The following is a 13,900-nucleotide window of genomic DNA, read 5'->3' as shown; positions in this document are numbered from 1 at the left end:
ATTTGCAATCTCTTCTATGAAGAGCAGAATATTTAGTTTTTATTATGCAAGGAAATTTTCAGAGACGTGATCGCGACCACGGCGAAAGACGTGAGGTGAATCAGATGGTATTTGGTATTCGTGCTGTGATGGAAGCAATAGATAGCGGTAAAGAGATCGAGTCATTGTTTATACAGCGTGGTTTGAGTGGTAGTTTGATTCTAGAATTGAAAGCCTTGCTAAAAGAGCATAATATCGCTTTTCAACAGGTGCCGATCGAGAAGTTAAACCGGATAACACGTAAAAACCATCAAGGTGTAATCGCGGTCATTTCGCCAATCACCTATCACGATATTGAAGATCTTCTACCACAGATTTATGAAAAGGGTGAAACACCTTTACTTTTGATGTTGGATGGAGTAACAGACGTGCGTAATTTAGGCGCTATCGCGCGGACAGCTGAATGTTCGGGTGTTCATGCGATCATTGTTCCCAAAAAAGGCTCTGCTGAAGTTAATCCTGACGCGATAAAAACATCTGCGGGCGCACTTTATAAAATCCCTGTTTGCCGCCACGATAGCCTTTCAAAAGTAGGTAAATTTTTGATTGATTCTGGTGTACAGTTAGTCGCTAGTACAGAGAAAACAACGACGAGTATATACGATGTCGATTATACGGCCCCTACCTGTGTGATTATGGGGGCGGAGGATATCGGTGTATCCAATGACCTAATCCGTATTGCGGACAACCTTGCCAAGATTCCAATGTATGGTGAAATCAGTTCATTAAATGTATCAGTTTCTGCGGCAGTTGTGATCTACGAAGCAATTCGCCAACGGATTGTTAAAGAGTAGCACCATACTTTATTGATAATAAAAAATCCTTTGTATTTTAACAAAGGATTTTTTTGTAAGCTAGATTTGATAAATTTGCTCGATCTCTCGTTCGTATTTTTGTAGGATAACTTTTCTTTTCATCTTTAAAGTAGGGGTCAATTCACCGGTCTCAATCGTCATTTCATTAGGGATGATGGCAAATTTTTTGATTTGTTCCCAGTTTCCAAAATTTTTATTGATACGGTTTAGTTCCGACTCAATTTTCTGCTTCAGTTCAGGGCTGTCTAGAAAATCTCGTCTAGAAAGATCTGCCAGGGTGGGAAATGCTGTTTTCGACCATTCTAAGAGATTTTTATAGTTGGAAAAAATCAAAGCTGCAGGAAACTTACGGCCTTCTCCAAGTACCATGGCCTGTTCGATAAATGGAGATTCTACCAGCTTCGATTCAATCTGCTGAGGAACAATATATTTTCCTCCAGAGGTCTTGAACATCTCTTTCTTTCGATCGATAATTTTAAGGAATTTGCCATCTACCCATTCGCCAATGTCTCCTGTGTACAACCAACCATCTTTAATTGCTTCTGCTGTAGCCTCCGGATTTTTATAATAACTGATCATATTATTTTCTCCTTTCGTCAATATTTCACCATCGGGCGCAAGCTTAATTTCGATATGAATTAATGGCAAGCCAACTGTTCCAATTTTCATACCTCTTCTATAACAGTTTACGGCGATACATGGTCCGGCTTCAGTAAGACCATAGCCTTCATAGATCGGAATTCCTGCAGCCATGTATAGACGGATTAACCTTTGCTGTAGTGCAGCGCTTCCAGAAGCAATTCCCTTGATATCATCACCGAAGACCTTGCGCCATTTTGAAAAAACTAATTTACGGGCAATTTTCAACTGAAGATCATACCACCATGAGCGCCCCTCGAGTTTGTATTTTTCGCCGAGGTTTATAGACCAGAAGAATAGTTTCCGCTTAATCCCTGTTAGCTGTTCTCCCGTTGCCATAATCTTTTCATAAACTTTCTCCAAAACCCGAGGAACAGCAGAGAAAATATGCGGCTTTACAGATTTAAAGTCTTCACCTATTGTATCCATGGATTGAGCAAAGAAGATTGTCAAGCCTTTGTACATATACACATATTGGAACACGCGCTCATAGGCATGGCAAACTGGAAGAAAGGAGAGTGCCCGGTCGCCACGTTGGACAGGAAAGGAATATTCGCTACTATAAGTATCTGCCAATAAATTTTTATGAGACAACATAACGCCTTTTGGGTTTCCTGTTGTTCCAGAGGTATAAATGATGGACGCCAAGGCATCGGGTTTTATATGATCACGTAGCTGGTTTAGCGTTTCATCTGTAATAATCTCCCCACTTGCAACGAAATCCTTCCAATGGTTGAGATCATCTTCTTTTTCGAAGCTGTAGATCGCATTTAATTGAGGACAATCATCTTTTATCGTTAATATTTTTGTATAGAGTTCTTTTGAACTGACAATGCAGGTTTTAATTTCGGCATGATTGAAAATATAGGTATAATCCAACGTCGAAATATTGGGGTAAATCGCGACAATAACAGCGCCAATTTGTTGGATAGCAAAGTCAAGTATATTCCATTCGACACGGTTTTCACTAATCAAGGCCACCTTTTCGCCAGGTTGCACCCCTAGTGCGATCAGACCTTTCGATGTCTGGTTAACTTGCTCAATAAATTCAGTATTGCTCAGTTTTACCCATTTGTTATCTTTTTTAAATGAAAACATCGGAAAGTCTGGTGCAATATCATATTGAAGATATGCTAAATCAAATAATCTCGTTGCTGTTGGCATAGTGAAAATCCAGTTCTTATAATACAGCTAATTTACGTTTTTTTATAGAGACCGCCGTATTCAATTCATGGATTAATGCGTATGTAAGAGGAGATGGTGGTATACACAAAAAGACTCTGGTATATCAAGCTATGTGCTTTTATACCAGAGTCTTTAAACTCTATTTTAAATACTGTTTACTTAGTATTTACTTTTTGATTCTTTACGTTTTCCAGAGAAATCACGGAAGCCACCGCCATTGTTGCTGCTACGCTCACGTCTCTCGCCGCTGAATCCGCCTTCACGTCTTCCGCTGCGCTCGCCGCCACCATAGCCACCTTCACGTCTTCCACCGCGATCACCGCCACGATATCCACCTTCACGTCTTCCGCCACGTTCACCACCACGGCTTCTTCCGCCACGGCCTTCACTTTTTCCTTCCCCAGATACTTCGATGCGTACTTGACGACCGTTGTAATCTACGTTCTGGAATCCTTGGAATACTTTCTCAACCTCAGCATCTTGAACTTCAAAGAATGTAAATACACCCTTTAAATCAATTTTACCAATAGATTTTCCTGAAATGTTCGCATTGTTACAGATAAAGCCCAACATGTCTCCACGAGAGAATTCATCTACTGAGCCTAAGTTCATGAATAAACGTGTGTAACCTTTTGAACCTTCACGAGAGCGACCATCACGTCTATCACCGCGGTCTTCACGAGAACCGTCGCGCGCTTCGATATTTAAATCTGGGGCGTTTTTGTAATAATCCAAGAAACGGTTGAACTCAAGAGAAGCAAATCTTTTGATGATATCTTCTTTGGAAAGAGATTCCAAATTTTCCATAATTGCTGGCAAGAATGGGCTGATTTGTTCATCGTTCACTTCAACATTTTCAATCTTTTTAACGATCGAAAATAATTGTTTTTCGCAAACTTCAGCACCTTGAGGGACTTGCTTTTTCTCAAAAGGCTTACCAATGATCTTTTCAAGATGACGGATTTTGCTTAGTTCTTTTACGTTTACCAAAGAAAGTGAAATACCAGTTTTACCTGCACGAGCTGTACGGCCTGAACGGTGTGTATAGTTTTCTGTTTCATCTGGTAACGAGAAGTTGATTACGTGCGTTACGTCACTTACATCAATACCACGAGCAGCTACGTCTGTTGCGATCAACAATTGTAAACTACGGTCACGGTAACGTTTCATTACTTTATCACGTTGTTGTTGGGATAAATCACCATGCAATGAATCTGCATTGTAACCATCTTTGATCAACGCTTCAGCAATATCTTGCGTCTCGATTTTTGTACGACAAAATACGATACCAAAGATATCAGGATTTGAATCTACAATACGTTTGAACGCCGCATATTTATCTTTTGCTTTGATCAAATAGTAATGGTGTTCAATGTTGGCATTACCTGTATTTTTTGTACCTACAGTAAGCTCAACAGGGTCGGTCATATAATTCTTTGCGATACGACGCACTTCAGAAGGCATCGTTGCCGAAAATAACCAAGTTTTTTTCTCGTCAGGAGTTTCTGACAAAATGTTGTTGATGTCTTCTTTGAAGCCCATATTGAGCATCTCATCCGCTTCATCTAATACAACATACTTTACATTTGAGAAATCAATTGCATTTCTGCCAATGATATCCAACATACGACCTGGGGTCGCAACTACAATTTGCACTCCACGTCTAATTTGACGTAGCTGGTCTGAGATATTTGCACCTCCATATACAGCAACAACATGTACGTTGTTAACGTATTTAGCAAATTTTTCTAAATCTTTTGAGATTTGTAAACATAATTCCCGAGTAGGGCAAAGGATTAATGCCTGTGGGTGTTTTTGAGAAAAGTCTAATTGCTCTAATAATGGAAGACCAAATGCCGCGGTCTTTCCTGTGCCAGTTTGGGCTAATCCGACAAAATCGTCGTTACCAGTCAATAAAACAGGAATGGCTTTTTCCTGAATTTCAGAAGGTTTTTCGAAACCTAATTCTGAGATGGCATTAACAACTTCCTCACGGATTCCCAGTTCTAAAAATGGGTTCATGAAATATTATATACAATAGGCACTATTGCCTAAGGCGATGCAAAGATAAGAATAAAATTGGAATAAACAAATAATTTAAATAATTGATTTTTAATATGATTTGAGTTTTTGAGAATAGTTACAACAAATAAACTGTCTTCGTATAGATTAATGAGATTTAAAGATAGCTATTTCAACTTTTAAAGTATGTTGTATGTCTACAGTCCTCATATTCTTTGACGAACCTACATTAAACTTTCAAATCGTGTAGGTATCAAAAAAGGCATCACCGTGAAGTGATGCCTTTGGCTTGTATAAATCCAAGAATATCGATTAATAAAGCGTGAACTCTACGCGACGGTTTTGTTGACGACCATCAGCGGTTTTGTTTGATGCGATCGGTTGGTCAGGACCATAACCTGTCGCTTCAATGCGTGATGCATTAGCGCCTTGGGATACAAGATATGCTTTCACCGATTCGGCGCGTTCTTTTGATAGACGCATGTTCAATTCACGTGAACCTGTATTATCCGTGTGTCCGGCTAGTTTTAGACTGAAGTTTTTCTCGATTAACAGTTCTGCAACTTTATTTAAGGTAGCGTATGAGGTAGGACGTATTGTTGATTTTCCCAAATCGAATTCCAAGTTCTTAATGGCATCAGCAACAACTTTTCGGTCAGCTTCTGTTACCACAACTTTTTCTACAACTCTAGTTTCGTTTTTCACCACAATTGGACATCCAGATCCATCTACCTGTACACCTGAAGGAGTGCCCGGGCATTTGTCATATCTGTTGGCAACACCATCACCATCATCATCCTTCAAGTCACTGTTCAAACCATCCAATTGATTTTGTAGCGCTTGGTTTTTAGCATTTAAAGCATCATTTTGTGCTTTAAGATCATCATATTTCAAGGTGTAGTCGTTGACTAATGTCGCAACAGGATTTGAATTGTTTAAAGCAGGTTTGCTACCACTGCCCAATGCAAATTCTAAACCGCCATGGATGTAAGTAAACAAGTCATTTTTATATTGACCGCCTTGAATGCCATCAAAGTTTTGGTTAACCCAATTTAATTGATAACCTAGCTCGAAGTTGATACCTTTAGCGACAGCAAATTTAAATCCCATATCCAATGGTACGTAAATTTTAGAAATGCCATCTGCTTCCTGGGAAGTTGATCCTGTAGTTAAGGTAGTTTTGCTATTCATCACACCCACACCGACCGATGCATAAGGCTTAATGAAACTGTTGAAAAATCTCCAGTTGGTGTTGGCAGCTTGGAATTCGCCCGACAAGGCCGCAGACCATGGTGTTTTAGCTTCAAAAGATTGTGTTCCATCTTTAAACGCTCCACCAGTCTTACCCCCAAAGTAGCTCGCCTTGATGCCAAAAGAAGGAGAAATTTGCTTTTTAATGTAGGCACTATAGCCCAAATTCCACGCTAAATCCTCATAGTTTGCACGGTTAAAGCCAGCAATGTTAGTTTGATTTGTCACCCCTGCACCAATACCGATAGACCATGTTCTATATTGTGTAGCTGGTCCAAATGGTGTTGTTCCTTCAATGGATGATGCTTTTGCATTTTGAGCATTTGCTGTATTCGCAAATAAGCCCGCAGATGCAAGCGCGAGTACGAATTGTAATTTTAGTTTCATATAATCTGATTTTGTATAAACCGCTACAAAACTAATAATTGGAAAATTAAATTTGCTAAAGGTTTGTAGTTGAAATATGACAATTAGATAAATAAAAAGGTGTTTTTAAATTTAAAAACACCTTTTTATTTATCTGATTTATTAGTTATTAATAAAGGGTGAACTCAACACGGCGGTTTTGTTGACGGCCAGCTGCATTTTTATTTGTTGCAATTGGTTGGTCAGGACCATATCCGGTGGCCTCTATACGTGAAGCATTTGCCCCTTGCGATACTAAATACGCTTTTACCGCTTCTGCACGTTCTTTAGACAAACGCATATTTAATTCGCGTGAGCCTGTATTATCTGTGTGACCAGCAAGCTTTAAGCTGAAGTTCTTTTCAATTAATAAAGCGGCAACTCTATTCAATGTCGCATAAGAGCTGGAGCGGATAGTTGCTTTACCTAAATCAAACTCCAAGTTTTTGATCGCATCAGCAACAACTTTCTTATCTGCTTCTGTAACCACAACTTTCTCTACGACCTTGGTTTCGTTTTTAACAACAATTGGACAACCCGATCCGTCCACTTGAACACCTGAAGGTGTGTCTGGGCATTTATCATATTTGTTAGCCACACCGTCGCCATCGTCATCTTTCAGATCATTGTTAAGACCATCCAACTGTCCTTGTAATGCTTGATTTTTAGCATTCAACGCATCATTTTGAGCCTTTAAGTCATCGTACTTAACCGTGTAGTCATTGACAAGGGTTGCCACAGGGTTAGAATTGTTTAAAGCAGGTTTGCTACCACTACCCAATGCAAATTCTAGGCCTGCATGAGCATAAGTGAATAAGTCATTTTTATATTGTTGACCCACTGGGTTATCGCTACCCATTCTGTTGTCAAAACGTTGGTTCGCCCAATTCAATTGGTAACCAAGTTCAAAGTTGATACCTTTTGCTACGGCGAATTTAAAACCAAAATCTGCCGGTACATAAATCTTAGAATACGAGTCACCATATTCTCCTCTGTTCCCGTTAGCGATTCCAGCGGTCTCGGCGTTCATTACACCAACACCAATGGATGCGTACGGTTTAATGAAGCTGTTGAAAAATCTCCAGTTGGTATTTGCTGCTAAAAACTCGCCCGACAACGCTACAGACCAAGGTGTTTTAGTTTCAAATCCTGTCTGTTTATCGCTATTAACGTAGCCTGATGTTTTTCCACCAAAATAAGTAGCTTTTAATCCAAAGGATGGGGAGATCTGCTTCTTGATGTAAGCACTATAACCCAAATTCCAATCCAATTTATCGTAACCACCGTTGTTAAACTTGGCGATATTTTGCAAGCTCGTTACACCTGCTCCCACACCGATCGACCACGTTCTATATTGTGTTGCCGAGCCTAATGGTGTTGTGCCTTCAATTGATGCGTCTTTTGTGCTTTGCGCAAAGGATGCGGTGGATAAAATTCCTGCCGCAACAAGTAATCCTGATTTTTTAAGGCTAATTTTCATAATGCGTGTTTGTAAAATTATCTACTATAATACTGTTGTTAAATTAACTCACTGAACACTCTTGCAATAAATTTGCCAAAAATTATTTGGTTACTCTACACGCCCAAAGAAGTTTGGCACTTCAATTTCAAAAGCCAGATGCTTAACAATATTTTCAGTAAAAATGTTTTGAAAAAAAGTTTTCCTACTTTTTGTAATCAAAATAACATCAATGTCTTCGTCCCTGATAATGGTATGAATACCGTTAGCGACATTCTCTCGAGAACCCGCAAAATAACTAGGCGATTTGACAATGTATGAAATGTCTTCAATGCCAGTTTCACTAATAATCTCTTCGATCCAGTTTTCTAGTTTTTTTCCTAATACTTTGATTTCCAGTTCATTTTTATTAATGTGAATCAGTTGAAGATGGAAGTCTTTGCCATATAACGGAATAGCTTGTTTGAGCACTTCAAGTTCGCCAGGTTTGAAATTTGTTAACAAACCAATGGTATCCTTTTTGAGCTTTATCGCATTTTTTGGAACAGCTAAAACAGGTATTTTGGACTCTTTAATAACATCATAAGTATTACTTCCGATCAAAACAGATTCGAGTCCTGTGACTCCTTTTGTACCCATAATGATCGTTTGGTATGTCTCTTTTATCTCTTGTTTTTCCAGTGTTTCGGCCAAAATACCGTTGTCAAATAAGGTAGAAATTTTAAGTGAAGGATATTCTTGTAGAAGTTCAGCTACAAGCTTCTCCATTTTTTGATGAGCTTCCATCTCCGTAGGGTCTACTAAATGCTTCGCATTTGCAAATTTATTGCTGTGTGATGTGAACGAATGAAAGAGTGTGATCTCATTGTTTGACATGGTAGCCACTTGTGCTGCATAAAATGCCGCAACTCGTGCATTTTCGGAATAATCGACAGGTATTAATAGTTTAGACATGGCTATAAGGTATTATGCTTTTGTGAAAAATATGGGGACTAACGGATGGCTAAATAATGCTTTTGCGACTGAACGCGAAAAGACACGTTCAAAGAATGATTTTCTCGATCTTGTCACTAATAGCACTTTAATCTTTTCGTTATGGATCATCTCGTTAATGACTTCTGGAACTGTATCTAGATCCTCAATATCGCCTTGAATTGAATCAACTTCGATTGCAATATTGGTGACGCCAATATGTTTTTTGATCTTATATTTCCATACTTCAAGCTTATCCTCAATTCTATTTTCTGATGAGTGATCGTAGTGTACATGCATAAGTTTCAACTCAAAATCTTTACCGATAATATTGACAAAATCTTTTACTGTATGGATCTCTTCTTCTTTAAAATTGGACAGTAAGCCGACAGTATCTATCGGTGTATAATGTGCTTCGTTTGGAATGGCCAATACAGGTATTTTGGCTTTTTTGCTAATGACATACGTGGTGCTGCCAATAAGCTTACTGTCCTCATTGGTGATGCCCTTAGTGCCCATAACTAAAAAATCAAACTGATCAGGAGTAGCGAGTTCAGGTAGCGTTTCTGTAATCATTCCTCGCTCACATTGTGTAGATATTTCAAGTGTGGGATGTTGTAGCTTTATTGATTCTGCCAGACTTTTGATAAGGATATCCGCTTTAAATACGGGAGAATTTGCGTCATTAGGGCTGTTTTCTTCCTCGAACACCGCAGAAGCAGAGGTGTAATTGTGATAAAGGTGGAGGGCATAACCCTTTTCCAGACATAGGTGCACCGCATAGTTAACAGCATTGATCGCATGAGCAGAAAAATCTACCGGTAGTAGAATGTTTTTTTTCATTAGAAGGAATTTAATCTACAAAATCTAATCTTATTTATCTCGCACTAGGGAATGTGCTTGAAAGTATATTCAATTCCCTATTTTACTATCAAATGTAATAAAACAAATGTAATTGTGGATGACCTCAAGTCAAATAGTTTTTATCGTTTTACATGTGAAAGTGAAGAAGCTTTGCACAAATATGAATAACGAATAACACTTTTAGAATGTTATATTTAATATCAATTTGTGATTGCTGTCACCAATTAAATTGGTATGTCTTAACTCGCTGAATGTTAGCGTCTGAATTTTTTGTTTGAAAAGTCAAAGTCGCACTTTTCGTCGTTAAGAGAAAACGGTCGTTTCAAGGTCAATATATGGAATTCTACATTGCATAACCTATCAATTTTGAGTAAGTTTGCACATATTTTTAGATAATTAAATGACAAGTAGAGAAATTCGTCAGGCCTTTTTGGACTTTTTTAAAAGTAAAGGGCATCAAATAGTCCCTTCAGCACCGGTAGTTGTAAAAAATGACCCAACTTTAATGTTTACCAATGCGGGAATGAATCAATTCAAAGATTTATTTTTGGGTGAAGCACCCGTTAAATTTCCTCGCGTTGCCGATACTCAACGCTGTTTACGTGTTTCTGGAAAGCACAATGATTTGGAAGAAGTCGGCATTGACACCTATCACCATACGTTGTTTGAGATGTTAGGAAACTGGAGTTTCGGTGATTACTTTAAGAAAGAAGCGATTGCTTGGGCTTGGGAACTATTGACAGTTGTTTATAAGTTAGACAAAGACCGTCTGTATGTGACTATTTTTGAAGGAGATGCCAAAGAAGGCTTGGAGCGTGATATGGAAGCTTTCAATTTCTGGAAAGAATGGATTGGCGAAGATAGAATTCTCCTTGGGAACAAGAAAGATAATTTTTGGGAAATGGGGGAGACAGGACCTTGTGGGCCTTGTTCCGAAATCCATTTTGATATGCGCAGCACAGAAGAGCGCGAACAAACTTCCGGACAGAGTTTGGTGAATGCAGACCACCCTCAAGTCATTGAGATCTGGAATCTCGTATTCATGCAATTTAATCGATTGAAAGATGGCTCGCTTCAGTCGCTACCCGCTAAACATGTCGATACGGGAATGGGCTTTGAGCGTTTGGTGCGATGCATACAGGGTAAGACCTCCAACTATGATACCGACGTATTTACCCCTACTATCGATTTTATTGCTGAAAAATCAGGTATAAAATATGGTATAGATGAAAAGGCCGACATTGCCATGCGCGTGGTTTCTGATCATATTCGTGCAGTAAGTTTTGCAATTGCCGATGGCCAACTGCCATCCAACAATAAAGCTGGCTACGTGATTCGCCGTATTTTACGCCGCGCAGTACGTTATGCTTATACATTTTTAGGCTTTAAAACTCCTTTTATTAATGAAATTGTACCCGTATTGGCATCTCAGTTCGCAGGAGTATTCGATGAATTGATTCAACAACAGGATTTTGTACAGAAAGTGATCTTAGAAGAGGAAGTTTCGTTCCTAAGAACCTTGTCCACCGGCGTGCAGCGATTTGAAAATTATGTGGAGAATAACGTTGTCATTAAGGGGGATTTTGCTTTCGAACTCTATGATACCTACGGATTCCCGATCGACTTAACGGAATTGTTGGCGCGTGAAAAAGGTTTAACTGTCGATATGGAGGGTTTCAACCAAGCACTTCAAATTCAGAAAGATCGTTCTCGTGCTGCCACTGCGATTGACACTGGTGATTGGATTGAAGTGAATGAAGATGAGGGGTTTGAATTCGTAGGATACGATACATTAACTGCCGTTACCGAGGTTGTTAAATACCGTAAAGTTGTAGCAAAAAACAAAGAGCAATTCCAATTGGTACTTTCAGTTAGCCCCTTTTACGCTGAGGGTGGGGGCCAAGTGGGCGATTCTGGGGAATTGATTTCGGAATCAACAGGTGAGAAAATCTATATCACAGATACTAAAAAGGAAAATGGGCTATTTGTTCACTTTACAAACAAGTTACCGCTTGAATTGAAAGGTACATTTGTAGCGCAGGTTGATAAAACCAAAAGAACCGATACCGAAAACAATCACTCAGCAACCCATTTATTACATGCAGCTTTGAAACAGGTATTGGGAAATCACGTGAACCAAAAGGGATCATTGGTCAACGCGGATACTTTACGTTTTGATATCTCTCATTTTTCGAAAATCACCGACGAGGAGATTAAGCAGGTAGAGGATATTGTCAATGCTAAGATTCGTGAAAATATACCCTTGAAGGAAGAACGGAATGTTCCATATCAACAGGCCCTTAATTCGGGTGTTACAGCCCTATTTGGGGAAAAATATGGTGATTTTGTGCGTGTGATTACTTTTGAAGACCAATATTCCAAAGAATTGTGTGGGGGTACACATGTCAAAGCAACGGGCCAGATCGGATTTTTTAAAATTGTTTCCGAATCTGCTGTCGCTGCTGGTGTCCGTCGTATTGAAGCAATTACAGGAACGCGCTCAGCATCGGTTATCCGTGAGCATTTCGAATTGGTTCATCACCTGAAAGAGCTCATGAATAATCCAAAGGATTTTGTATCTGCACTAGGTAAAATTATCGATGAGAATGGTGCCTTGAAAAAAGAAGTCGAGAAAAGTATCACGGAAAAATCGTTAGCCTTGAAATCTGATTTGGAAGCAAAGATCCAGCAGGTCGGACCGATTAATTTCTTGTCTACGATTGTTGATCTTCCAAATGCTGAAGCTGTGAAAACATTGGCTTATGCTTTAAAAGGTACTGTTACGAACTTGTTTTTAGTCATAGGTGCTGAGTTTGATGGTAAGCCAAGCTTGACTGTTGTACTATCCGATGAGTTGGCTAAAGAAAAAGGATTAAATGCAAGTACAATTGTTCGAGAATTAGCTAAGGATATCCAAGGAGGGGGCGGTGGTCAGCCGTTCTTCGCGACAGCCGGAGGTAAAAATCCTGCGGGATTAAAGCTGGCAATTGCGCGTGCAATAGACTTCTTGAAATAAATTTAGGGCCAATGAAATAAGGCTATTAAGGATAGGTATTAACAACTAAAAATAAACGGATGAAGAAGGCAGTTTTTTTTGCGGTAGGAATTGTTAGTTTGATGATGAGTTGCCAAAATAAGGAGCAGTTTACCATTGCAGGAAATGTCGAAAATCCTGGCAATGTCAAAGTTATTTCGTTATATGAAGGGGATACAAAACTCGATTCTATGTTTTTTGGCGACAATAACAAATTTCAGTTTGTAAGACCTGCTAGCCAGTCCAGATTATTATCTTTGCGGGTAGGTAAAAATCGCTATGATTTGATCGCCTCCCCTGGGGAAACCATTACTTTTAATACGGATCTTCATAAGGATGTCAATGATTACCAGGTGGAAGGTTCTGAATTGTCAAAAACAATACAGCCCTTTGCCAAAGAACGGAATTATCGCGATTATGTGCAGGATTCCTTGCAAACGGTATTTGCAAAGCTAACTTCAAATTCGACAGCAGACGAGATTGAAAAGATTCGTGCAGAATATAAAGCCAAATTTGCAGAGGTCCTACGGACATATACGAAGAAAGCGGTCGATTTTTCGAATAGACACAATGATTTGGCTGGATTTTATGCCATCTCCACCTTAGATCCCGAAGTTGCCGAAAGTGAAATTATTGCTTATGCCGATAAAATAAAGGATGAATTTACGGAGAATAGGTACGTAACCCAATTTAAAGAGGAAACCCAAAAGCTAAAGAAAATGGCGATTGGGCAGCCTGCTCCTGAACTGATATCTTTTACACCATCCAATAAAGAAGTGAAGTTGTCTAGTTTTAAAGGTAAATATACGTTGATCGACTTTTGGGCTTCGTGGTGTATGCCTTGTCGTCAAGAGAACCCTAATCTTGTTCGGTTGTATAAGGCCTATCATGGTAAAGGTTTTGACATATTATCTGTTTCATTTGACGACAATCCTGGTTCATGGATGCGCGCTATCGAAGATGATAAGTTAACGTGGACACATGTATCTGATTTGAAAGCTTGGAGCTCGCCTGTTGTTATCGATTACCGGGTTAAAGCCTTGCCTACTTCCTACATATTAGATCCGAACGGTTTTATTATAGCGAAAAATCTGCGTGGAGAGGAGCTGGAGACGTTTTTGAAGAAAACAATTAAGTAATCCTTGTGTTATTGTTAAATAGCATATTACTTAATAATTTGGTAACACAGGGTTAACTGATTGTTATCATTTTGTT

General features: G+C 39.1%; 9 protein-coding genes. 3 read left to right on the top strand and 6 right to left on the bottom strand.

Going from position 1 to position 13,900, the window contains the following annotated elements; genetic code table 11:
- The first annotated feature begins 44 nt into the window (after positions 1–44).
- Positions 45–833, top strand: coding sequence for a 23S rRNA (guanosine(2251)-2'-O)-methyltransferase RlmB (gene rlmB, locus QE382_RS17985; RefSeq protein WP_307187140.1), 789 nt, complete (start codon positions 45–47; stop codon positions 831–833).
- 60 nt (positions 834–893) lie between these two features.
- Here rlmB and QE382_RS17980 read toward each other — a convergent pair whose 3' ends face one another.
- The 6 genes from QE382_RS17980 to QE382_RS17955 all read right to left on the bottom strand — a co-directional run bounded on the left by QE382_RS17980 (position 894) and on the right by QE382_RS17955 (position 9,630).
- On the bottom strand, positions 894–2,657 hold the full coding sequence (locus tag QE382_RS17980) for an AMP-dependent synthetase/ligase (protein ID WP_307187139.1): 1,764 nt from the start codon (positions 2,655–2,657) through the stop codon (positions 894–896).
- Between the two features lie 180 nt (positions 2,658–2,837).
- The gene (locus tag QE382_RS17975; protein ID WP_307187138.1) at positions 2,838–4,700 is read right to left on the bottom strand and encodes a DEAD/DEAH box helicase; all 1,863 of its coding nucleotides are present in this window, start codon (positions 4,698–4,700) and stop codon (positions 2,838–2,840) included.
- Between the two features lie 312 nt (positions 4,701–5,012).
- The gene (locus QE382_RS17970) at positions 5,013–6,338 is read right to left on the bottom strand and encodes an OmpA family protein (RefSeq protein ID WP_307187137.1); all 1,326 of its coding nucleotides are present in this window, start codon (positions 6,336–6,338) and stop codon (positions 5,013–5,015) included.
- 148 nt (positions 6,339–6,486) lie between these two features.
- Entirely contained in the window at positions 6,487–7,836 is a 1,350-nt protein-coding gene (locus tag QE382_RS17965; protein ID WP_307187136.1) for an OmpA family protein, read from the bottom strand.
- Positions 7,837–7,926: 90 nt separating this feature from the next.
- Positions 7,927–8,769 carry a universal stress protein gene (locus QE382_RS17960; protein ID WP_307187135.1) on the bottom strand — a complete coding sequence of 281 codons (843 nt, stop codon included), beginning with the start codon at positions 8,767–8,769 and terminating at the stop codon, positions 7,927–7,929.
- A 12-nt stretch (positions 8,770–8,781) separates the two neighbouring features.
- A complete protein-coding gene (locus QE382_RS17955) occupies positions 8,782–9,630 on the bottom strand; it encodes a universal stress protein (RefSeq protein ID WP_307187134.1) in 849 nt (282 codons plus the stop codon).
- 421 nt (positions 9,631–10,051) lie between these two features.
- Here QE382_RS17955 and alaS point away from each other — a divergent pair, with 421 nt between their 5' ends.
- Complete coding sequence (alaS, locus tag QE382_RS17950) at positions 10,052–12,667, top strand: alanine--tRNA ligase (RefSeq protein WP_307187133.1); 2,616 nt, start codon at positions 10,052–10,054, stop codon at positions 12,665–12,667.
- 59 nt (positions 12,668–12,726) lie between these two features.
- The gene (locus QE382_RS17945) at positions 12,727–13,824 is read left to right on the top strand and encodes a TlpA family protein disulfide reductase (protein WP_307187132.1); all 1,098 of its coding nucleotides are present in this window, start codon (positions 12,727–12,729) and stop codon (positions 13,822–13,824) included.
- The last annotated feature ends 76 nt before the right edge of the window (positions 13,825–13,900 follow it).

Source organism: Sphingobacterium zeae, from assembly GCF_030818895.1.
Classification (GTDB): domain Bacteria; phylum Bacteroidota; class Bacteroidia; order Sphingobacteriales; family Sphingobacteriaceae; genus Sphingobacterium; species Sphingobacterium zeae.
The sequence above is the reverse complement of the archived record's forward strand: the minus strand, read 5'-3'. Positions and strand labels throughout refer to the sequence as shown.